A 23,651-nucleotide genomic window follows, 5' to 3' on the forward strand; every position below is an offset into this window, starting at 1 on the left:
AGTGGAACGATGGGTTTATTTGGTAGAGTGTCAACGGCCATGATTACACCATTTGATGCAAAGGGACATATTGATTTTCCAAAAACAACACAGATTGTTAACCATTTGATAGCAAATGGAACAGATTCCTTAGTTGTTGCAGGAACGACAGGCGAATCTCCAACATTATCAAAACAGGAAAAGATAGCATTATTCAAACATGTGGTAAAGGTAGTGGAAAAGAGAGTTCCAATCATCGCAGGGACTGGTAGTAATAACACTTATGACTCCATCGAGATGACAAAAGAAGCAGAACGGGCTGGGGTGGATGCCGTAATGGTTGTAGGCCCATACTATAACAAGCCAAACCAAGAAGGCATGTATCAGCATGTGAAGGCAGTCGCAGATAGCACAACCCTTCCAGTCATGATTTATAATATTCCAGGTCGTTCTGCTGTAAATATCGAACCCGAAACAATTATTCGATTATCAGCTGTTGAAAATATTGTTGCAGTTAAGGAAGCAAGTGGAAACCTAAACAACATCACAAAAATTATCGCAGGCACCCCGGATGATTTTTATGTGTACAGCGGAGATGACAGCTTAACATTGCCATTGCTTTCCGTTGGCGGAACAGGAGTTATCTCTGTTGCCTCACATGTAATCGGTCCAGAAATGCAGGAAATGGTTGGTGCTTTCCTTGAAGGAAACTACAAAAAAGCAGCGCAAATGCATCAAAAATTGCTGCCTGTCATGACTGCACTATTTGCTGCACCGAACCCAGTGCCAGTTAAAACAGCCCTGCAATTAAAGGGAATTGATGTTGGATCTGTCAGATTGCCTCTAGTGCCGCTGACAGAAGAAGAGAGAACAAAACTAGCAAGCTTTTTCTAATGCAGTTATTAGTGGATAGATCAGTTAAGTAAACGAAGCAAAATAGGAATTACATAGCTAGTCTATCCATATAGACGTAAAACAATTTTAGTCAAGGCTTATAGACATGTGGAAAAAACAAATCCAGATTTCCCGTTAAGCCCTGCTGTGCTTGCAGTAGAACTTCGGGAGATTTGGATTTTTTGTTTCATTTTGTTATTATTGGTTATTCATTGTTTAGGAGGATTTGAAATTGGAGACAAAGAATACGCTGCAGAAAAAATTGCAGCCGAGACATATCAGCCTTATGGCGATGGGAGGGGCAATTGGGACAGGCATCTTTAAAGGAAGCGGAGAAACAGTAGGTGTCGCTGGTCCAGGAGTAGTTGTTACTTATATCTTTGCCGGTTTATTATTATTAGTCGTGATGGGAGCCATTGCTGAAATGGCGATTGCATACCCAAACACAAATATGAAGGGCTTCATTTTAAAGGCTTTTGGAAGCAGAATGTCTTTTATTGTTGGCTGGCTTTACTGTGTTCTGTGGCTTGCCGTTTGTATTATTGAAGTGGTTGTAGCAGGAAGCTTTTTGCAATATTGGTTTCCAAACATTCCATTATGGGTATTAAGCATTCTTTGTACCATATTTATTTTGAGCATCAATTTGATGAACGTAAAGCATTATGGAGAGTTTGAGTTTTGGTTTGCTGGCATTAAAATCGCAATGATTATCGTCTTTATTATATTAGGTGCCGGTATCTTATTTGGCATCATTCCTTCAGATGGAGCAGATTATTTCCGCAATTATACAGAGCATGGAGGCTTTTTCCCGAATGGGTGGTCATCCATTTTTGCAGCACTATTAGTAGTTATGTTTTCATATGGTGGCTCTGAGCTTATCGGTGTTACCGTAACAGAGGCGCAAGATGCAGAAAAGATTCTGCCGAAAGTTATTAAAAGTTTTATTTTCCGCATTGTGCTTTTCTATACATTGCCAATTCTTGTTATATGCGGATTGATTCCTTGGAATGAATTGACAGAATCTTCAAGCCCGTTTGTACAGGTGCTTTCCATGTCAGGTCTTCAAGGAGCTGCACATGTGATGAACTTTATTTTAATTATCGCGGTGTTATCCGCAGCAAACTCGGGCATTTACGGCTGTACTAGAATGCTTCACTCTCTTGCAGAGGAAGGAGAGGCGCCTAAGGCTTTCAGTAAATTATCAAAAAGCGGTGTGCCGACATACAGTTTAATACTGACAGGGATAGTATTGATTCTCGGATCAATGATTGCATTAGTCGCACAAGATGAAGTCTTTACGATTCTAATGGCATTCCCAGGCTTTGTCGTATCAATCGTTTGGGTAAGTATTTGCCTTGCTCAAATCAAACTGCGCAAAAGCTATCCGACAATGCCGAGTTTTCGTCTATGGGGATATCCATATATCACAGGACTTGCAGCTGCAGCACTAACATTAATCAGCATCAGCTTTGTATTAAATAAAGACAACCGAATAAGCATTATGGCATGTTTGCTTGTACTAGTTTACTTAATCATACATGCGGCATTTAAATTTAAGAAAACAAAATAAAAAACATGCTTTTGCATAAGGATTTTTCTTGCAAAAGCGTTTTTTACTCTAAGGTAACGCCGTATTTCTCCCTCCATCTTGCAGGCGTTTTCTTTGAAATTGGTTGTAAACATTTAAATAGATAAAGTATAATATTGTTAACTGATCAATGGTCGGCTAACTCAACATAGGAGGAAACAAAAATTGAAAACAAATGAAAAGATAAAGCTGGTCGCCCTCGGAGGAGTAGGGGAGAACGGAAAAAATATGTTGGCAGTCGAAGTCGATGAAGACATATTTGTAATTGACGCTGGCTTAATGTATCCACAAAACGAGATGCTTGGAATTGATATTGTTGTTCCAGATATCTCTTATTTAAAGCAGAACGAAGAAAAAGTAAAAGGTATCTTTTTGACGCACGGACATGAGGACCATATTGGGGGTCTATCCTTCTTTTTAAGAGAGCTGAACGTACCTGTTTATACGACAAGGCTTACTGCTGAACTGGCAAAAGAGAAAATGAAGGAACAGGACTTTAAAGGGCAAGTTCGTTTTGAAATTGTCACATCAAAAACTGTTCTGAAATTCCCTTCTGCGTCTGTATCCTTTTTTAAAGTGAACCACAGTATTCCTGACAGTATTGCTATTGTCATTCACACTTCTGAAGGTGCGATTGTACATACTGGCGACTTTAAATTTGACCAAACTGCAGGCGATCTTTATAAGCCGGAATTTGCAGAGATGGCGAAAATTGGGGAGAAAGGCGTTCTTTGCTTGCTTTCTGACAGTACGGATGCAGACAAGCCGGGCTACTCAACGTCAGATGCAGTCGTAACAGAGGAATTGACAGCTGCTTTTCTTCGTACAAAAGGCCGAATAATTGCAACTGTGTTCGCAACAGATTTGAACAGAATTCAACATATCTTTGATGCAGCTGCGAAGGCAAAGCGCAAGATTGCGATAATGGGGAAAAACCTTCAAGTTATCTTAAATATTGCGATGAAGCACGGTTATATCGATATTGCCGAAGATATTCTAGTATCATTCCAGGAAATCCAAGGATTTGAGAAAAATCAAACGATTATTTTAACAACAGGAAACAAAGGTGAACCTGTTGAAGCGCTGCAAAGAATGGCAAGGAAAAACCATAAGCAAGTAAATATTGGCGATGGAGATACAATTCTATTTGCAGCATCTTCACTCCTTGGCAGTGAAGTGTTTGTTGGAAAAACAATCGACATGCTTTACCGACTTGGTGCAAGTGTCCTTACAGGAAACAAAACATTCAATAGTTCGAATCATGGTAGCCAAGAAGAGCTTAAGCTTATGATCAATATTCTAAAGCCGAAATTCTTCCTGCCGATTCACGGGGAATACCGCGTGTTGAAAGCACATGCTCAGCTAGCGGAAAAAACCGGATTGCAACCGCAAAATATCCATATCCCTGAACTAGGTGAAATGATTGAAATTAAAGACGGCAAGCTTCGTTTAAGCGGCAAGGTTCAATCAGGCAATGTACTTATAGACGGAAGCGGTATTGGCGATGTCGGCAATATTGTTTTAAGAGACCGTAAACTTTTATCACAGGACGGAATTTTGACAGTTGTCGTAACATTGAATAAGCAAGAGCGAAAAATCTCTGCCGGACCTGAAATTATTACTAGAGGATTTGTCTACGTTAGAGAGTCCGAACAGCTGCTTGAAGAAGCTGCAAATCGGGTTAAAGACATTGTCGAAAAAAGCATTAGCAAAGACAGCTTTGATTGGACAGGCATTAAACAAGATATTAGAGATACATTAAATCAGTTCTTGTACGAAAAAACAAAGCGCAGACCGATGATTCTGCCGATTATTATGGAAGTTAAAACGCCAAGAAAGTAAGGATAAAAAAGTTTCCTTGTGCAATCAAGGAAACTTTTTTGCATGTACGCTTCCTTCAAAGGAAAGATTAGTGGGTAGATATGGCGTTTAACATTATGAGGTGACAAAATGAGCAAAGCAAAAGGCAAGAGTGGTATAGGCAGAGGGACCGGTAAAAAAGGCTGGAACCGCTGGCAGGCTAGTGCTAAAAAAGCCAAAAGTGCAAAACCCTATAAAAGCAAAGGGGTAAAACACAAACAAGATAGTGAAAACGAACAAGGATAAACGGGAGTAGGATCTTGCTATGAGCAAGGTCCTTTCTTTATGCTCATATCCTTACAGTCTTAAACGGCACCTGGCTTGATTACGATGTCGAATAGAAAGATATTAAAAGGACAAGCACATTAATGTTCAGCCAAATGACGAGGCTTTGCGGAATTTTTATTTTGGTTCGCATGAAATTCTCCTTCTAGCTTCATAATAAAAACATCATGTGAAAGGAAGGGAGAAAATTATGGCTAACCGAAATGAAGCAAATAATACAGAAGAGACTCAGCCAAAAGAAGACAAACCAGCATCTTCTTTAATGGAAAAAATACAGCAGCTTGGTCAAACGAATGTACCGCAACTATCGCAGGATTCTAAAATACATTGTTTAACAATTGTTGGGCAGATTGAAGGACATCTTCAGCTTCCGCCACAAAATAAAACAACTAAATATGAGCATCTTATTCCGCAAATTGTCGCCATTGAGCAAAACCCGAAGATTGAAGGAGTACTTGTCATTTTGAATACAGTCGGCGGTGATGTAGAGGCAGGTTTGGCAATTTCTGAAATGCTTGCTAGCCTTTCTAAGCCAACTGTTTCCCTTGTGCTAGGGGGAGGACATTCAATTGGTGTGCCGATTGCTGTATCTTGTGATTATTCATTCATAGCAGAAACAGCAACAATGACGATACATCCAATTCGTTTGACAGGTCTTGTTATTGGAGTTCCGCAAACCTTTGAGTATTTGGATAAGATGCAGGAGCGAGTAGTGAAATTTGTGACAAAGCACAGCAAAATTGAAGAAGATGGCTTTAAAGACTTAATGTTTGCAAAAGGTAACCTGACAAGGGATATTGGAACAAATGTAATTGGCAGTGATGCAGTGACGTCTGGACTGATTGACAGTGTCGGCGGAGTGGGCGAAGCGATGACAAAGCTAAATGAGCTCATTGAACTGAATAAAGATAAGAACGAAGGTATCGTACAATGATTATGTATACGATGATGCCGGAGGAGTTAATGTTTCCTATCGGTCAAGAAACGTATGAAAAACAGCAAGTAATTGATTTTAACGGTATTCCGCTCCTCGTTGCCAAAAATGAGATGCATGAATATGAGGTAGTGCGTGTGCTTTCGACAGATCCAAGCCATTATTTGCATGCTCCTGTTCAGCCAGGGGCAAAGATTCCATTATTATGACTGTATTTTTCCATCTTATGATATAATAGAATTGAATAACCAAACATTAAGCAGCCGAACTAAGGCTGCTTATTTCATACATAAAGATACTTAAGAAAACATAGAAACATTAGGTGATAAACATGGCAAAAAGAAAAACAAGAAAAACGAAAAAGAAACAGCATCTGAAAAAAACAATTCAGTATGAACTTGCTGCTCTTCTTTTAATTACGTTAAGCTTTATCTCTATCTTGCAGCTAGGAGTTGTAGGAAAGACGATTGTGCTGTTCTTTCGTTTCTTTACGGGTGAATGGTATATTTTAAGCCTCCTTGGGCTGATTGTATATGGCGGCTATTTGATGTGGAAAAGAGAGAAGCCATATTTATTTCATACTAAACTGAATGGCCTCTATTTAATTGTTGGAGCAATCCTGCTTTTAACCCATGTATCCTTGTTTAATATGCTGTCAGGAGAAGGTAGATTTACCAATCCAAGCGTCATTTTTAATACTTGGGAGCTGTTTTGGTATGAAGCGGACGGCAATGCCTCAAAGATTGGCTTGGGAGGCGGTATGATTGGGGCAGTCCTGTTTGCGATGTTTCATTATTTATTTGATACGGCAGGCACGCAAATTGTCAGCTTCTTAGCCATTATTACAGGTATAATTCTGTTGACAGGCAAGACGCTCAGCGGTGCATTCCGCAAGATGATGCTGTCTATTTGGAGCTTTATAAAGCGGCAATGGCTGGAGTTTCTAGATGATATTCGTGAGTGGAAAGAAGCGCGCATTGCAAAAAGGGAAGCGAAAAAAGCGGACAGGCAGTCAGACCGGACAGCAAGGAGACAAAGAGTGGAGCGTAGACAAGAAGCTGAGGAGGAAGTTCAGCCTTTAATTGTTAATCCACCTATCCAGCAGTCTGAAGAGCCTGCATATGCTGAACCTATCATTTCTTCTTTTACAGAGAATGCTTATGATGACAGACAAGTCCAGGAAGAAGCTGGCAACGCTAGTGAACCAATTGAAACAGAGGAGATTATTGCTCCGATTACCTTCACAGAGGTGGAGAATAAAGATTATGAGCTTCCGCCTATTAAACTATTAATGGCCCCGAAAAAGGCAGACCAAAGCGGAGAATATGAACAAATTCATGCAAATGCAGCAAAGCTGGAGAGAACATTCCATAGTTTTGGTGTTAAGGCAAAGGTAACTGAGGTCCATCTCGGCCCTGCTGTCACAAAGTATGAAGTGCATCCGAGCGAGGGAGTTAAGGTAAGCAAGATTGTCAATTTAAGTGATGACTTGGCATTGGCTCTTGCGGCAAAGGACATCCGCATTGAAGCGCCAATCCCAGGCAAATCGGCAATTGGGATTGAAGTGCCTAATTCGGAAGTAGCGATGGTGTCATTACGGGAAGTGCTCGAAACGAATAAAAATGATAAGCCGGAAAGTAAGTTAATGATCGCATTCGGGCGAGATATTACAGGGAATGCTGTTTGTGCTGAACTGAATAAGATGCCCCATCTGCTTGTTGCCGGAGCAACCGGGAGCGGTAAGAGTGTCTGCATCAATGGGATTATCACAAGCATTCTCATGCGGGCAAAACCGCATGAGGTTAAGATGATGATGATTGACCCGAAGATGGTCGAGTTGAATGTGTATAATGGTATTCCCCATCTCCTTGCACCTGTTGTTACGAATGCGAAAAAAGCATCTCAGGCTCTTCAGAAGGTCGTAAGCGAAATGGAAAGAAGATATGATTTGTTTTCCCATACAGGAACTCGTAATATTGAAGGCTATAATGACTATGTCAAAAGGTATAATGCAGAGGAGCAGGAAAAGCAGCCTCTTTTGCCGTATATTGTCGTGATCGTAGATGAGCTTGCAGACTTAATGATGGTCGCGTCTAATGATGTGGAAGATTCGATAACAAGACTGGCGCAGATGGCGCGTGCAGCTGGAATTCATTTAATCATCGCAACACAGCGCCCTTCTGTTGATGTAATCACAGGTGTCATCAAGGCGAATATCCCTTCACGGATTGCCTTTGCTGTATCTTCTCAAACAGATTCTCGGACAATCCTTGACATGGGCGGAGCGGAGAAGCTTCTTGGCCGCGGTGATATGCTGTTTTTCCCATATGGAGCGAGCAAACCAGTTCGTGTTCAAGGTGCTTTCTTGTCGGATGAGGAAGTGGAAGAAGTAGTGGACTTTGTTATCGGCCAGCAAAAGGCCCAGTATCAGGAGGAGATGATTCCTGATGAGGTTGCTGAAACAAATCAAGGAGCTGTAGAGGACGATTTGTATGGAGAAGCTGTCGACTTGATTATTGAAATGCAGACTGCGTCTGTAAGTATGCTGCAAAGACGGTTTAGAATCGGATATACAAGAGCTGCCCGCCTCATTGACGAAATGGAGGCAAGGGGCATCGTCGGTCCGTATGAGGGCAGCAAACCGCGGACAGTTCTTGTGCCAAAAGCATCAGAAGAGATCAATTTATAAAACGGATTATCTTTCGTACGCCGAAATAGGTTATACTATTAAAGTTCGGTTTTAAGCATTATAATACAAATGTTTTACTAGACTAAAGGAAAAAATATCTTGTAAAGACGAATATTAAGAGAAAGAAGCAATAGAATTGGAAGTCATTTCCGGACAATTGTTTCTTTTCTCTTTTTTTTCGACTTATTTCACAATTCACTATTTATTTATTAGTCAAAAAGTGTTATAGTATTTTCGATTAGTAGGAATGATTGAACATCAGATGTCTGATGTCTTAGAAAGTTTTTGGAGGAAGGTCGCATGCTAATTAAGTCAGATACAAGGCATTTATATTTGCAGGTTGTGGACAGACTGAAACGTGATATTGAGAATGGGATTTACAAAGAAAAAGAAAAATTCCCTTCTGAATTTGAGCTTGCAAAAACTTTGGGCGTAAGCAGAGCTACACTAAGAGAGGCGCTGCGCACACTGGAAGAGGAAAATGTCATCATAAGGCGTCATGGCGTTGGGACATTTGTCAACAGCAAGCCGCTTTTCAATTCAGGCATTGAACAGCTCCACAGTGTGACCCACATGATTCGGCAAGCTGGAATGAATCCAGGAACAATTTTTCTAAGTTCAACAACTCAATGTTCAACTGAAGAGGATGCAAGGCGTTTTTCCTGCACGCAAGACGAAGAGATAGTAGTGATCGAACGTGTTCGAACTGCTAACGGAGAGCCTGTTGTTTATTGTATAGACAAGCTTCTGCAAAATATTCTGCCTGAAAGATTTTCGTATGAAAACGATTCAATTTTTCAGTTTTTGGAAGCGGATGCCCAAAAGAAAATTACATATGCTGTCGCGCAAATCGAGCCGATCGGCTATCATGAAAAAATCTCTCCGATCTTACAATGCGAGCCTGAAACTGCACTGCTAGTCTTAAAGCAGATGCATTATGATGAAAAGGATGAGCCGGTGCTTTATTCAGTCAATTACTTTAGAGCCGATAAGTTTAGCTTTCAAGTGCTAAGAAAACGAATTTATTCGTGACAATCGGAGAAACTATTGTTAAAGCATTTCTCACTATGAAAACAAAAAACAAAAAAAATTAGGGGGTACAAACCTTGAAAAAGCGTAAATTTGGTTTAGCGCTGTCCTTAGTACTTGCTGCTGGGACTGTTTTAGGGGCTTGTGGTAAAAACGATGATAACGAAGGATCTTCTGGAGAAGAAAAGAGTGATTCTTTCAGCGTTGCAATGGTAACAGATGTCGGCGGTGTTGATGATAAATCATTCAACCAGTCAGCATGGGAAGGCCTGCAAGCTTTCGGTAAAGCAAATGGACTTGACAAAGGAAATGGTATCGACTATTTACAATCTCAATCAGACTCTGATTATTCAACAAACTTGAACAGCTTAGTACGCCAAAAATATGACTTAGTGTATGGTATTGGTTTCATGATGGAAGGGGCAATTGATGAAATTGCTAAACAGCAAACAGATGCTCATTTTGCAATTGTTGATGCTGTAGTTGACGAACCAAACGTAGCAAGCATTACATTTAAGGAACAAGAAGCAGGCTTCCTTGCTGGAGTAGCTGCTGGTAAAGCAACAAAAACAAATAAAATCGGATTCATCGGCGGAGTAGAAAGTGAAGTTATCACTCGCTTTGAAGCTGGCTTTGAAGCTGGTGTAAAAGAAGCTAACCCTGACGCTACAATTGATTCCCAATATGCTGGTGCATTTGACAAGCCGGAAGTTGGAAAAACAATTGCAAGCAAAATGTACTCTTCTGATGTTGACGTAATTTTCCACGCTTCAGGCGGAACTGGTGCTGGTCTTTTCACAGAAGCTCGTGAGCTAAAGGAAAAAGATCCATCAAGAGCAATCTGGGCAATCGGTGTTGACTCTGACCAAGCATCTGAAGGTGTTGTCGGCGACCACAATATCGTATTGACTTCTGCACTTAAAGGTGTGTCTGCTGCAGTTCAAGATATCTCTACTAAAGCTCAAGAAGGAAACTTCCCAGGCGGAGAAACTTCTGTATACGGACTTGCTGAAGACGGTGTTGGTCTAGCTGAAATCAACGAAGAAGCAGAAAACAAAGCAGACATCGAAGCTGCTGTTAAAGAATGGACAGACAAAATTAAAAACGGTGAGTACACTGTTCCTGATACTGTACAATAATTAGATTTAAGAAGTTTTTACAGGAATAAGTGGTTTGCATGGCAAAACACTTATTCCTTTTTTACGACCATAACTAGAATTTTAACTAAAAGGCAGAAGCCTTCTGCTTTTTATTAAAAATTTTACGATGGTGAAATTATAGCGAAATAGTTAAATATCATAGGTTGCAGAAATTCCTCTTACTGCTGACACTTAAATATTTTTTTGCCAGCTGTATTTTTAATTATTTGACATTCGTTTGTGGAGAAGAAGGAGTGAATGAGATGGAATATGTTATTGAGATGCTGAATATCCGAAAAGAATTTCCTGGAATTGTTGCCAATAACAATATAACCCTTCAGTTAAAAAAAGGGGAAATTCATGCATTGTTAGGGGAAAACGGTGCAGGAAAGTCAACATTGATGAACGTATTGTTCGGACTTTATCAGCCGGAAAGAGGAGAAATCAGAGCAAGAGGGAAAGTGGTCAACATCTCCAACCCTAATGTGGCGAATGATTTGGGCATCGGGATGGTCCATCAGCATTTCATGCTGATCGATACCTTTACTGTTACAGAAAACATTATTTTAGGAAAAGAAACAGTAAGTAAAGGAAAAATAGACTTAAAAAAGGCAGAAAATGAAGTAAGAGAAATCAGTGAGCGTTACGGGCTTGCAGTAGACCCACGGGCGAAAATTTCTGATATTTCTGTAGGTATGCAGCAAAGGGTGGAAATCTTAAAGACTTTATACCGCGGAGCGGAAATCCTTATCTTTGATGAGCCTACTGCTGTGCTGACACCTCAGGAAATTACAGAACTCATTGGCATCTTTAAAACATTGATTAAGGAAGGAAAATCCATCATCTTAATCACTCATAAGCTGAAGGAAATCATGGAAGTTTGTGATCGTGTAACCGTTATCCGCAAAGGGGAAGGAATCGGTACATACGATGTAAGCGGAACAAATCCAACAGAGCTTGCAAACTTGATGGTCGGCCGTGAAGTTACATTCAAAACCGACAAAAAAGCACCGCAGCCTAAAGAGACAGTTTTGGAAATTTCTGATTTGACTGTTAAAGATTCTAGGGGAGTACCTGTTGTAAATTCGCTTAACTTGAATGTCCGTGCCGGCGAAGTAGTCGGAATTGCCGGTGTAGATGGTAACGGGCAGTCAGAGCTGATTGAAGCGATAACAGGGCTGCTAAAAAAAGATAACGGAAGCATTAAGCTGAACGGCAAAGAGCTCAGCGTGCTGACACCTAGAAAAATCACAGAAAGCGGTCTCGGCCATATCCCGCAAGACCGTCATAAACACGGCTTAGTTCTTGATTTCCCAATTGGTCAAAACATGGTGCTGCAAACGTATTACAAACAGCCATTTTCTAAGGCTGGCTTCTTGAACAAACGGGAAATTGATTTAAAAGCGAAAACGCTGATTGAAGAGTTCGATGTAAGAACACCTGGCGCACATACTCCAGCGAGAGCTTTATCAGGCGGTAATCAGCAGAAGGCAATCATCGGAAGAGAAGTGGACAGAAACCCAGATCTTTTGATTGCGGCACAGCCGACACGCGGACTTGATGTCGGAGCGATTGAATTTATCCATAAACGTCTGATAGAACAAAGAGATAAAGGAAAAGCGGTGTTGCTTGTTTCCTTCGAACTAGAGGAAATCTTAAATGTTAGCGACCGGATTGCTGTTATCTTTGAAGGGAATATTATTGCGGAGGTAGACCCGAAGAATACAACAGAACAAGAGCTAGGATTATTAATGGCAGGATCGAAAGATAAAAAAGTGGGTGTGGAGAAGAATGTCTAATACAATAAGAAAAATAAGTATACCTGTTATATCTGTATTGCTGGGCATTATAGTTGGAACAATCATCATGCTCGTTACCGGCTATGATCCTGCTGCAGCATATACTGCACTGTGGAACGGCGCATTCGGCGAAGTCTACTTTGTCGGTGAAGTAGTGCGCCAGATTACTCCGTTAATCCTTGCAGGACTTGCAGTGGCATTTGCCTTCCGTACAGGCTTGTTTAATATCGGAGTAGAGGGTCAATTAATCGTCGGCTGGCTTGCAGCAGTGTGGGTCGGAGTCGCTTTTGATTTGCCGAAAATCATTCATTTGCCGTTGGCAGTGCTTGCAGGAGCAGCTGCAGGTGCATTATGGGCATTTGTGCCAGGATTTTTAAAAGCACGCTTCCGAGTGCATGAAGTAATCGTCAGCATTATGATGAACTATATCGCATTGCATGTATCAAACTATTTAATTCGTAATGTATTAACAGATAAGGCAGACCGTACGGAAAATATTCCGGCATCTGCGTCTCTTCGCTCAGATTTCTTGAGCAGCATGACAGATTATTCCCGTTTACACTGGGGAATTTTAATAGCTCTAGCATGTGTGCTTATTATGTGGCTTATTCTTGAAAAAACTGTTAAAGGCTATGAATTGAAAGCAGTTGGCTTTAACCAGAATGCTTCGCAATATGCCGGTATGAATGTTAACAGAAATATCGTTCTTTCTATGGTAATCTCTGGTGCCTTTGCAGGTCTTGCAGGTACAATGGAAGGGTTAGGAACATTCGAATATGTCAGCAATAAAGCTGGATTCACAGGCGTAGGATTTGATGGAATCGCCGTTGCTCTTCTCGGTGCAAATGGACCATTAGGTATTGTCTTTGCAGCCGCTTTATTCGGCTTCTTGAAAGTCGGAGCGTTGAATATGCCGCTCGAGGCTGGTGTGCCGAATGAAATGGTTGATATCATCATCGCATTAATCGTATTCTTCGTGGCAGCAAACTATATGATACGCATCTTCTTAGAGAAAATGAGCAAAAATAAAAGTAAAAAGGGGGAGAAGTAAGTGGGATTAATGGATGTATTATTAATTGTCATTCCTTCTTCACTATTATGGGCTGCTCCGCTGATTTTTACAGCGCTTGGCGGTAACTTCTCAGAGCGTGCCGGTGTTGTTAATATCGGGCTAGAAGGTCTTATGCTGATGGGGGCATTCTCTTCCATCGTATTCAACTTAACTTTTGCAGACAGCTTAGGAGCATGGACTCCTTGGGTAGCCTTATTGTGTGCAATGGTCGTTGGCGCAGTCTTTTCCTTGCTGCATGCTGTTGCGTCCATCACATTCCGCGCTGATCAGACTGTTTCCGGTGTTGCGATAAACTTGCTTGCAGCAGGTTTGGCAATGTTTTTGGTTAAACTGATTTATGACAAAGGACAAACTGCAACAATTCAATACAGCTTCAAAAAAGTGGATATTCCAGTATTGAAAGATATTCCAGTCATTGGAGAATTGTTCTTCCAGAATACGTACTGGACATCTTATCTGGCTATTATAGTAGCTATTATTTCTTGGTTTGTAATGTTCAAAACACCATTCGGTCTTCGTCTCCGTGCTGTTGGGGAGCATCCGATGGCAGCTGATACAATGGGTATCAATGTTACTAAAATGCGCTATATCGGTGTTGTTTTATCTGGTGCGTTAGGCGGTATCGGCGGCGGTGTGTTCGCACAGTCGATTACAAATGACTTCACTCATTCTACAATCAGCGGACAAGGGTTCATGGCTCTTGCAGCATTGATTTTCGGAAAGTGGAATCCATTAGGAGCGATGGGAGCGGCCCTGTTCTTCGGATTTGCCCAATCATTGAGCATCGTCGGAAGCAGCTTGCCATTCCTTGAGAACATTCCGAATGTATACTTGCTGATTGCCCCATATGTGCTGACAATCATCGCACTTACTGGCTTCATCGGCAGAGCAGATGCACCGAAAGCTTCCGGTGTCCCATATATAAAAGGAAGCAGATAATTATATTACGAAAATCTCCTAGTTGCATTTATGCAACTAGGAGATTTTTTTGTTTTAAGGATTATGAAGTGGTATTAAAACATACCATTTGATAAACACGTTGTGATTTGCACGAAAGAAACTTGAAAACGTGTGCTTAACAAAGTTATAGTAAGAATATCCTTTGTATTAGAGTCAATACTATAGTTATAAAAATATGCATTTTTTAGTGCAGTGAACTTAGGAGGTAGCCCATGAGTGTTGCTGAAGAGAAAGTCAGGAAATACGGCGGATATAATCTGCATACTGTTAAGACAGAGAAGTTTAAAACAAATAATATTGTCGTAAAGTGGAAGGCTCCCATTACAGAAGAAAGTGCTACATTAAGGGCTCTTTTGCCGTACGTCCTGCAAAACAGCTCCAATAAGTACCCAAATACCGCAACACTTCGTTCATATTTGGAAGAGTTATATGGAGCGACATTTTTTATTGACCTTTCCAAAAAAGGTGATTATCAAATTATTTCCTTCTCCTTAGAAATAGCTAATGAAAAGTTTTTGAGCAATCCAGACCCGCTGCTGAAAAAAGGCGTCGATTTTTTGGCGGAAATTCTTTTTAACCCTAACGGAGATGGAAAATCCTTCGTAGCAAAAATAGTCGAAGATGAAAAAAGGGCCTTGAAGCAAAGAATTCAATCCATTTATGATGACAAAATGAGGTATGCTAATTTCCGTTTAGTAGAAGAAATGTTTAAAGGAGAGCCATATGCTTTAGGTGTAAACGGCATTGCTGATAAGGTAGATCCTATCACAGCAGAAGAACTGTATCAATACTATGAGAAATCGCGACAAGAGGATCAAATCGATGTATTTGTTGTAGGAGATATTGATGAAGAGGAAATAGCCTCTTATATAAGCACAAAGCTGCCATTTGCTGATAGAACGGCTTCCGAACATACGAGGGCGGTACATAAGGAAGTAAAGGAAAAGGAAGTAAAGGAAGTTCAAGATGTGAAACAAGGCAAACTTCATATCGGTTACAGAACAAATGTTGTGTATGGGGATGAAGATTATTTTGCTTTGCAAATATTCAATGGCATTTATGGCGGCTTTTCCCACTCCAAGCTTTTCCTTAATGTAAGAGAAAAAGAAAGTCTTGCTTACTATGCTGCAAGCCGGATTGAAAGTCATAAAGGCTTGCTGATGGTTTTGTCAGGGATTGACCAGCAAAATTATGAAAAGGCTGTATCTATCATTAAGGAGCAGTTAGACCTAATGAAAAAGGGTGATTTCACTGATGATGAAATTATGCAGACAAAGGCAGTCACTCATAATCAAATGCTTGAAACACTTGATACAGCAAGAGGTATGATAGAGGTGTTCTACCATAATGCAGTAAGCGGTGTAAAAGTGGATATGTCCCAATGGCTGCAATCCATCAGCAAGGTAACGAAGGAAGAAATTCAAAGTGTTGCTAATAAAATCGAATTGGATACAATCTATTTCCTATCAGGATCGGAGGGGAATAACTAATGGAAAAAATCTCTTTTGAACAGCTGCAGGAAGAACTTTTCTTTGAAGAGCTTGATAATGGGCTTAAAGTCTATATTCTCCCGAAAAAAGGCTTCAACAAAACATTCTGTACGTTTACAACAAATTACGGGTCTGTTGACAACATGTTCGTCCCGTTGAACGGAACAGAATATAAAAAAGTTCCAGATGGCATCGCTCATTTTCTAGAGCACAAGCTTTTTGAGAAGAAGGACCGTGATGTCTTCCAAGAGTTCAGCAAAAACGGAGCTTCTGCTAATGCATTTACCTCCTTTACAAGAACGGCTTATTTATTTTCTAGCACACAGAATGTTGAAAACAACCTAGAAACATTAATTGATTTTGTGCAAGATCCATATTTCTCTGAACAGACAGTTGAAAAGGAAAAAGGTATTATCGGCCAAGAAATTACGATGTATGATGATAATCCTGACTGGCGTTTGTATTTTGGCTTGATTGAAAACATGTATAAAAACCATCCTGTTAAAATTGATATTGCAGGTACAATTGAGTCGATATCACATATTACAAAGGATTTGCTGTATGAGTGCTATGATACTTTTTATCACCCTAGCAATATGCTCTTGTTTATTGTCGGTCCGGTAGATCCTAACGAATATATGGAAAGTATTAAAGCAAACCAGCAGAAGAAGGACTATACGAAAAAGTCGGAAATAAAAAGGCAGTTTGAGGAAGAACCACTAGAGGTGCATAAAAAGAAACAAGTGCTTAATATGAATGTGCAAACATCCAAATGCCTTGTCGGCGTTAAAGCAGTGGACACCGAGCAGCAAGGTGCTGAAATGCTGAAGAATGAGCTGTGTATTAACACGTTGCTCGACTTGCTTTTCTCTAACAGCTCCGAAAATTATCAACATCTGTTTTCTGAAGGGTTGATTGATGATACCTTCTCTTATGATTATACACAGGAAAAGGGCTTTGGCTTTGCGATGGTCGGCGGAGATACAAGCAAGCCGGATGAACTTGCAGAGCAAATTCAAAAAATACTTCTAGAGGCAAAATCAACTGCGATTCAAAAGGAAACGCTTGAACGGTCGAAAAAGAAACGAATCGGAACCTTCCTTCGTGCCGTTAATTCACCTGAATATATTGCGAATCAGTTTACAAGATATTCCTTCAATGATATGAATTTATTTGATGTTGTCGGAACGATTGAACAAATAACTGTAGAGGACATTCAGGCAGCTGCACAGCGGTTTATTGACGAAGACAGAATCACTGTCTGCCAAGTTGTGCCAAAGGCATAGCATAAGGCAGTTAACAGCAAAAAGGAAATGGGATGAAACCCACTTCCTTTTTTGCTGTACACATTAGAAATGACGGAGTGAACAAAATGGGGAAACATATTTTAATTACAGGAGCAACAGGGGAAATTGGCACAGCCATTGCAAAATTGCTAGCAAGCAAGGGGTATTCCTTGTATTTGCATTATAACCAGAATGAGGAGGCTATCCGAAAACTACTTGGAGAGATAGCGCCATTTGGTCAAGATTATATAGCAATAAAAGCTGACTTAAGCAAACGGGATGGATATAAACAAGTGATAAATTCAATTTTTTCCCTTGATGGTATCGTGTATGCCAGCGGAGTGAGTGTTTACGGAATGTTGGCGGATACGACTGATGAAATAATGGACCAGCTATGGAATCTACATGTCGCTTCCTTAATATCTGTCACAAGGGAGCTTTTGCCGAAAATGACACAAAAGCAAGCTGGTAATATTGTCGCTATATCTTCGATTTGGGGACAGATCGGTGCATCGATGGAGGTTGCTTATTCCACTGTAAAGGGTGCCCAACTATCCTTCGTTAAGGCATTGAGCAAGGAAGTTGCCAGAAATGGTATTCGCGTTAATGCTGTGGCACCTGGTGCTATCGATACAAAGATGCTCGGCATGTTTACAGCTGAAGAAAAGGAATGGATGGCAGAGGAAATTCCGATGGGCAGGCTTGGAAAGGCAGAGGAAGTCGCACAAAGCGTTTTATTTTTGCTGTCTGGCGACTCCTCTTATTTAACAGGACAAGTATTATCACCAAATGGCGGCTGGCATGTGTAAAAGATTTTTTCCTAAGTTGTTATGCATATAATTCGGTTGAACAATCCAAAATAACTATGTAATACAACTTACAGAATGGAAAGGAGTACCTCTATGTCTATATTGCAAAACTGGGATCAATGGAAAGACTTTTTAGGTGACCGCCTTAATCATGCACAAAACGAAGGAATGAACAAAGGCGTTATTGGTGATCTTGCATTCCAAATTGGTGATTACTTATCAAACCAAGTAGAACCAAAAAACGATCAGGAAAGAATTCTTGCTGATCTTTGGTCTGTTGCTTCTGAAGAAGAGCAGCATGCAATTGCGAACATGATGGTCAAGCTTGTTCAAAACAACGGAACTGACCGTTAATTAGGATTATTTTTCGAGGCGGCTATATCTATAGGGAGATCCGTAAAAAGCAAGAAGGCAATTAAAGCTATTCCTTTTTTTCATTTTATGGTCACCTTATGGATAAGCTGCCTCTTTTCCTTTTTGAAAAACAGCTTCAAATAATACATAGCTGCACATGCTTCTAATTTTATCGGAAAGTGCTTGGTTTTTTCTTTCATCTTTAGGAACTTTCCTTTATTATTATATAGAGTTAAAAAAACGAACAGAACAAGATTTGGGGAGGATTTTTTTGAGAGAGAAGGAATGGTATCTGGAATATGAAATCCAAAAAAATCGACCTGGACTACTCGGGGAAATATCATCATTGCTAGGTATGCTTTCCATCAATATTATTACCATCAATGGGGTCGATGATGGGCGGAGAGGCCTTTTAATGACAACAACCGATGATGAGCAGGTGAGGCGTCTGGAATCCATCCTTTATACGATGGACACGATCAAGGTGTTCAAGCTCCGTGTGCCGACTCTTCGGGACAAAATGGCTGTGCGTCATGGCAGATACATACAAAGAGATGCAGATGACAAAAAAACATTTCGGTTTGTCCGCACTGAACTGGGGCTATTGGTCGATTTTATGGCAGAACTGTTTAAGCTCGAAGGACATCGGCTAATAGGGATAAGAGGAATGCCCAGGGTTGGCAAAACAGAATCGATTGTCGCAGCAAGCGTCAGTGCTAACAAAAGGTGGCTTCCAGTCAGCTCAACGTTATTAAAACAGACTGTCAGAAGTTCACTGATTCAAGATGAGTATAGTGAGAACAATCTTTTTATTATAGATGGAGTTGTTTCTAGCAAGCAGATAAACGAGAAGCATTGGCAGCTGATCAGGGAAGTGATGCGCCTTCCTGCTGTCAAAGTGGTCGAGCATCCGGATGTGTTTGTTCATAATACGGAATATTCACTAGATGATTTTGATTATATTATCGAGCTTCGTCATGAGCCGAATGAAGAAATCATCTTAGATGTCCGCAAAAAGAATGCGCTGCTTTTACAAAATGAGTTTCAAGGATTTGATTTTTAGCAAGTTGGAAGGTGTTATTTGTGAGTGAACTAGGAAACAGATTAAAAGAAGCAAGGCTTGCAAAAGGCTTAAGCCTTGAGGAGCTGCAAGAAATTACAAAAATACAAACCCGTTATCTTATCGGGATTGAAGAGGGCAACTTCAGCATGATGCCCGGGAATTTTTATGCCAGAGCGTTCATTAAACAATATGCGGAAGCAGTAAATTTGCCTGCTGATGACTTGTTTGAAGAATATAAGAGCGAAATCCCGTCAAGCGGCAATGAGGAAATACCAGAGAAGCTCTCAAGGGTGACATCAAGACAAACGATGTCAGAAGGCGGATCAAAGGTATTTGATATATTGCCGAAGATTCTTATTACATTGCTCGTTATTGGTGTGGCTGCCATTGCTTGGTATTTCATATCAAAAGGCGGCAATGGTGACTCTGCTGCAGAGAATGAAAACGCCCCAACAGAGGCGAAATATGGCGAGTCAGAAACGCTGAAGGATACGGAAAACAGCGAGGCGAAAGATGACAATGCCTCTGAAGAAAAAGCGGCCGATACAGCAACTAAAGAAGATGAGCCTGCTGAAGAAGAGGAAGAGGAAACGCCTAAGCAGGAAATTACCGTTAGCGGAACAAGCGGAAGCGCCTCTACATATGAATTGAAAAATGCGGACAAGTTCAGCGTCAAGCTTGTTTCAACAGGACAGACATGGGTGAACATGCAAAACGGCAAAGGGTATTCTTTCTTCCAAGGCATTCTCGATAAAGATGGAGAAGAATCTAAGACAGTAGATTACTCGAAGGAAACAGAAGCGGTGCTTGTCATCGGTAACAGCAGTCAAACAGAGGTTTATGTTAATGATGAGAAAATCGATTTTGCTGTTTCGCCGTCAGATTCCGTACGCCAAGACATCACAATCAAGTATGTCAAGGATAGTGAATAACAAAAACCATTTAGCAAGAAAAAAGGGCTGTGTAATCGGCTCTTTCTTGCTTTTTGCAGACTTCTTTCTTAATATGCAGCATGTTTAGAGAGTCTGCTAGGTCACTATATTTCGCTTTTTTTATTATTATTGGGTATAATACTAATGTTTTCATACTATTTTGGCTAATTTTGCGTAACGTAAGTCTTCTTTGACTGGCCAATAATGAAATAACGCTATTTTTGTACATAAAACGGAGGAAGTAAGATGAATTTACCTAACAAAATAACCATTTCAAGAATACTGTTAATTCCGGTATTTTTAGTCATTATGCTTGCAGACTTTTCTTGGGGCGAACTGGAGATGCTTGGCGTTTCATTGCCTGTGACTCATTTTGTCGGCGCACTTCTGTTCATTTTGGCATCGACAACAGATTGGGTTGACGGCTACTTCGCACGAAAATATAATCTCGTGACAGACTTGGGCAAATTTCTTGACCCTTTGGCAGATAAACTGCTTGTATCAGCTGCTCTAATTGTACTTGTAAGTTTTGATATGGCTTCTGCCTGGATTACTATTGTCATTATCAGCAGAGAATTTGCTGTAACAGGGCTGCGTGCTATTCTTGCAAAAGGCGGAGAAGTGGTCGCTGCAAACATGCTTGGGAAAATAAAGACATGGGCACAAATCGTCGCAATTTCCGCATTGCTTTTGCACAACATGATTTTTGAATTGATTGGACTACAATTCGATCAAATCGCTTTATGGGTTGCTTTAATCTTTACAATCTGGTCTGGTTGGGACTATTTCGCTAAGAATAAGCATGTTTTTGCTAATTCTAAATAATTTTCAGCAGAAATTAACTTTTGAATTAAAGGCAAGTTGGGAATAAGGAAAGAGACACCCATATATGGGAGAGAGAAAGGGGAAATGAACGGATGAATGCAGAAATCATAGCTGTTGGTTCTGAGCTGCTGCTCGGTCAAATCGCCAACACAAACGCCCAATATATTTCAAAGCAACTGGCAAATCTCGGAGTAAATGTTTATTATCACACAGCGGTTGGGGACAATTCAACCCGCTTGGAGGATGCGATTAAGATTGCCGAGTCTCGTTCAGATCTTCTTATTTTTACCGGGGGGCTTGGTCCTACAAAGGATGATTTGACGAAGGAGACAATCGCTTTGCATCTTGGGAAAAAGCTTGTCTTTGATGAAGATGCTCTCCATTCAATCGAGCAATACTTTGTGCGTTCTAAGCGCACGATGACAGAAAATAACAAGAAGCAGGCGCTAGTACTGGAAGGCTCCCGCATACTTGCAAATGATCATGGAATGGCGCCTGGAATGTTCCTTGAAAAAGACAGCCGTTTCTACATGCTCCTTCCTGGTCCGCCTAAGGAAATGCAGCCAATGTTCGATGTATACGGCTATCAGGCACTGCAGGAAAAGCTGACAACAAAAGAGCTTATCGTCTCAAGAGTGCTGCGCTTTTTCGGCATAGGAGAATCGCTGCTGGAAACAGAAATTGTTGATTTGATTGATAAGCAGTCGAATCCGACAATCGCACCGCTGGCTGGCGAAGGGGAAGTCACTCTCCGCATAACATGCAAGCATGATTCACAAGAGGAAGCAGAGCGTTTAATTGATGCTGCTGAAACAGAGATTTTTGAACGTGTCGGCGAATTCTTCTATGGGTATGATGACACGACTCTTGCTAAAGAGCTTTCTAAGGAATTAGAGAAACACGGACTGACTGTCGCTGCGGCCGAAAGCCTCACCGGCGGATTGTTCCAGCAGGAAATGACGAACATCCCAGGAGCAGGCGTTGTTTTTGGCGGTGGAGTGGTCTGCTATACGAATGAAGTGAAGCAAAATGTTCTTTCTGTTAAGGAAGAGACTATTAAGAAACACGGTGTTGTAAGTGAGCAGTGTGCAATCGAACTGGCTGAAAACGTCGCTAAACTGATTGGCACAGATATCGGAATCAGCTTCACAGGAGTCGCTGGTCCTGATGAGTTAGAAGGGCATCCGGTTGGAACTGTTTATATCGGAATTGCTGTGAAAGGAAAACCGACTATTTCAGAAAAGCTTCTTCTTGGAGGAGGACGTTCGGCAAACAGAAGCAGATCGTCAAAATACGGACAATTTTTCCTGCTTAAAGAATTGAAGAAGCTGTAATTAGCACTCCTGGCTCGTTTCTTAGTTATGGTGCAGCATTTTAAAAAAAACGAATGAATGTTCTACTTTTTGCTGTACAAACTCGGAGAAAAAGAGTATATTTAATATATATTCTTGAACACCAAATGAATCTGCCGAATGGGAAATGATTCATTTTTATATATTAAAGGAGGAGAATTTTTTGAGCGATCGTCAAGCTGCTTTAGAAATGGCATTAAAACAAATAGAGAAACAATTTGGTAAAGGTAGTATCATGAAATTAGGAGAACAGACAGACCGGGTTGTCTCCACTATTCCGAGCGGTTCATTAGCATTGGATGCAGCACTTGGGGTTGGCGGATATCCACGAGGCCGTATTATTGAAACCTATGGTCCTGAAAGCTCAGGTAAAACGACTGTTGCTCTACATGCAATTGCAGAAGTTCAAGCAACTGGTGGACAAGCTGCATTTATCGATGCAGAGCATGCGTTAGACCCTGTTTACGCACAAAAGCTCGGTGTAAACATTGATGAGCTGCTTCTTTCTCAGCCGGATACGGGAGAACAAGCGCTTGAAATCGCGGAAGCATTGGTAAGAAGTGGTGCCGTTGATATCCTTGTTATCGATTCCGTTGCAGCACTTGTACCTAAAGCGGAAATTGAAGGAGAGATGGGTGATTCCCATGTTGGTTTGCAAGCTCGCTTGATGTCACAAGCGCTTCGTAAGCTTTCAGGTGCAATCAACAAATCGAAAACAATCGCGATTTTCATTAACCAGATTCGTGAAAAAGTTGGCGTTATGTTCGGAAACCCTGAAACAACACCAGGTGGCCGCGCATTGAAATTCTATTCAACTGTTCGTTTAGAAGTTCGCCGTGCTGAAACACTTAAACAAGGTACGGATATAGTCGGAAATAAAACGAAAATCAAAGTTGTGAAAAATAAAGTAGCACCGCCGTTCCGAGTTGCGGAAGTCGACATCATGTATGGAGAAGGTATATCCAAAGAAGGCGAGACAATTGATCTTGGTTCTGAGCTGGATATTGTTCAAAAGAGCGGATCTTGGTATTCTTATAATGATGAGCGTTTAGGCCAAGGCCGTGAAAATGCGAAGCTTTTCCTTAAAGAAAACAAAGATATTCTTCTTGAAATTCAGAAGAAGATTCGTGACCACTACGGTTTGGATAACGAAGTTGTCTTAAAACCAGGACAAGATGAAGAAGACCAAGAGTCTTTTGAATTAGTAGACTAACGTAAAGGATAGGATAGCGGTCACTAGACTGCTATCCTTTTTTCGTTATTTGAAAAACAGCTAAAGGTGCTGTTTAGGTATTTTTTTCCTGTCTATACT

21 protein-coding genes are annotated in these 23,651 nt (G+C 40.8%); all 21 read left to right on the forward strand.

The annotated features are described in order from the left end of the window. Positions 1-9 precede the first annotated feature (9 nt). On the forward strand, positions 10-873 hold the full coding sequence (gene dapA, locus ACLIJJ_RS09060) for a 4-hydroxy-tetrahydrodipicolinate synthase (RefSeq protein ID WP_233314349.1): 864 nt from the start codon (positions 10-12) through the stop codon (positions 871-873). 286 nt (positions 874-1,159) lie between these two features. Beyond that, complete coding sequence (locus ACLIJJ_RS09065) at positions 1,160-2,443, forward strand: amino acid permease (protein WP_233314779.1); 1,284 nt, start codon at positions 1,160-1,162, stop codon at positions 2,441-2,443. A 183-nt stretch (positions 2,444-2,626) separates the two neighbouring features. Further along, complete coding sequence (locus ACLIJJ_RS09070) at positions 2,627-4,303, forward strand: ribonuclease J (RefSeq protein WP_233314348.1); 1,677 nt, start codon at positions 2,627-2,629, stop codon at positions 4,301-4,303. A gap of 108 nt (positions 4,304-4,411) precedes the next feature. After that, positions 4,412-4,567 (forward strand): DUF3934 domain-containing protein, encoded by a 156-nt coding sequence (locus tag ACLIJJ_RS09075; protein ID WP_233314347.1) that lies wholly within the window; start codon positions 4,412-4,414, stop codon positions 4,565-4,567. Positions 4,568-4,796: 229 nt separating this feature from the next. Next, positions 4,797-5,540 carry a ClpP family protease gene (locus ACLIJJ_RS09080; protein WP_233314346.1) on the forward strand — a complete coding sequence of 248 codons (744 nt, stop codon included), beginning with the start codon at positions 4,797-4,799 and terminating at the stop codon, positions 5,538-5,540. Continuing rightward, a complete protein-coding gene (locus ACLIJJ_RS09085; RefSeq protein ID WP_233314345.1) occupies positions 5,537-5,749 on the forward strand; it encodes a YlzJ-like family protein in 213 nt (70 codons plus the stop codon). Before ACLIJJ_RS09080 ends, ACLIJJ_RS09085 begins: the two co-directional genes overlap by 4 nt. Before the next feature lie 122 nt (positions 5,750-5,871). Then, positions 5,872-8,229, forward strand: a complete 2,358-nt coding sequence (locus ACLIJJ_RS09090; protein ID WP_411410764.1) for a DNA translocase FtsK — start codon at positions 5,872-5,874, stop codon at positions 8,227-8,229. Between the two features lie 300 nt (positions 8,230-8,529). Further along, positions 8,530-9,261: a GntR family transcriptional regulator gene (locus tag ACLIJJ_RS09095; protein ID WP_233314343.1), complete on the forward strand. Its 732-nt coding sequence runs from the start codon at positions 8,530-8,532 to the stop codon at positions 9,259-9,261. A gap of 74 nt (positions 9,262-9,335) precedes the next feature. After that, complete coding sequence (locus ACLIJJ_RS09100; RefSeq protein WP_233314342.1) at positions 9,336-10,397, forward strand: BMP family lipoprotein; 1,062 nt, start codon at positions 9,336-9,338, stop codon at positions 10,395-10,397. A 263-nt stretch (positions 10,398-10,660) separates the two neighbouring features. Continuing rightward, a complete protein-coding gene (locus tag ACLIJJ_RS09105) occupies positions 10,661-12,196 on the forward strand; it encodes an ABC transporter ATP-binding protein (protein ID WP_233314341.1) in 1,536 nt (511 codons plus the stop codon). Continuing rightward, positions 12,189-13,247 carry an ABC transporter permease gene (locus ACLIJJ_RS09110; protein WP_233314340.1) on the forward strand — a complete coding sequence of 353 codons (1,059 nt, stop codon included), beginning with the start codon at positions 12,189-12,191 and terminating at the stop codon, positions 13,245-13,247. Before ACLIJJ_RS09105 ends, ACLIJJ_RS09110 begins: the two co-directional genes overlap by 8 nt. Next, positions 13,248-14,207, forward strand: a complete 960-nt coding sequence (locus ACLIJJ_RS09115; protein WP_233314339.1) for an ABC transporter permease — start codon at positions 13,248-13,250, stop codon at positions 14,205-14,207. It abuts the gene before it with no gap. Positions 14,208-14,440: 233 nt separating this feature from the next. Beyond that, on the forward strand, positions 14,441-15,718 hold the full coding sequence (yfmF, locus tag ACLIJJ_RS09120; RefSeq protein WP_411410765.1) for an EF-P 5-aminopentanol modification-associated protein YfmF: 1,278 nt from the start codon (positions 14,441-14,443) through the stop codon (positions 15,716-15,718). Further along, complete coding sequence (gene yfmH, locus ACLIJJ_RS09125; RefSeq protein WP_237941198.1) at positions 15,718-17,004, forward strand: EF-P 5-aminopentanol modification-associated protein YfmH; 1,287 nt, start codon at positions 15,718-15,720, stop codon at positions 17,002-17,004. Before yfmF ends, yfmH begins: the two co-directional genes overlap by 1 nt. Before the next feature lie 86 nt (positions 17,005-17,090). Beyond that, positions 17,091-17,813 carry an elongation factor P 5-aminopentanone reductase gene (gene ymfI, locus ACLIJJ_RS09130; RefSeq protein WP_411410766.1) on the forward strand — a complete coding sequence of 241 codons (723 nt, stop codon included), beginning with the start codon at positions 17,091-17,093 and terminating at the stop codon, positions 17,811-17,813. 93 nt (positions 17,814-17,906) lie between these two features. Next, positions 17,907-18,167 carry a DUF3243 domain-containing protein gene (locus ACLIJJ_RS09135; RefSeq protein WP_233314335.1) on the forward strand — a complete coding sequence of 87 codons (261 nt, stop codon included), beginning with the start codon at positions 17,907-17,909 and terminating at the stop codon, positions 18,165-18,167. A gap of 271 nt (positions 18,168-18,438) precedes the next feature. Further along, a complete protein-coding gene (locus ACLIJJ_RS09140) occupies positions 18,439-19,230 on the forward strand; it encodes a YmfK family protein (protein WP_233314334.1) in 792 nt (263 codons plus the stop codon). Between the two features lie 20 nt (positions 19,231-19,250). Beyond that, complete coding sequence (locus ACLIJJ_RS09145) at positions 19,251-20,162, forward strand: helix-turn-helix domain-containing protein (RefSeq protein WP_233314333.1); 912 nt, start codon at positions 19,251-19,253, stop codon at positions 20,160-20,162. 246 nt (positions 20,163-20,408) lie between these two features. Then, complete coding sequence (gene pgsA, locus ACLIJJ_RS09150; protein ID WP_411410767.1) at positions 20,409-20,987, forward strand: CDP-diacylglycerol--glycerol-3-phosphate 3-phosphatidyltransferase; 579 nt, start codon at positions 20,409-20,411, stop codon at positions 20,985-20,987. Positions 20,988-21,079: 92 nt separating this feature from the next. Beyond that, complete coding sequence (locus tag ACLIJJ_RS09155) at positions 21,080-22,321, forward strand: competence/damage-inducible protein A (protein WP_237941199.1); 1,242 nt, start codon at positions 21,080-21,082, stop codon at positions 22,319-22,321. Positions 22,322-22,502: 181 nt separating this feature from the next. Continuing rightward, on the forward strand, positions 22,503-23,552 hold the full coding sequence (gene recA, locus ACLIJJ_RS09160; RefSeq protein WP_233314330.1) for a recombinase RecA: 1,050 nt from the start codon (positions 22,503-22,505) through the stop codon (positions 23,550-23,552). Positions 23,553-23,651: the final 99 nt, after the last annotated feature.

Origin of the sequence: Niallia laureatilytica, from assembly GCF_046613985.1 — a bacterium.
Taxonomy (GTDB): Bacteria; Bacillota; Bacilli; order Bacillales; family Cytobacillaceae; genus Niallia.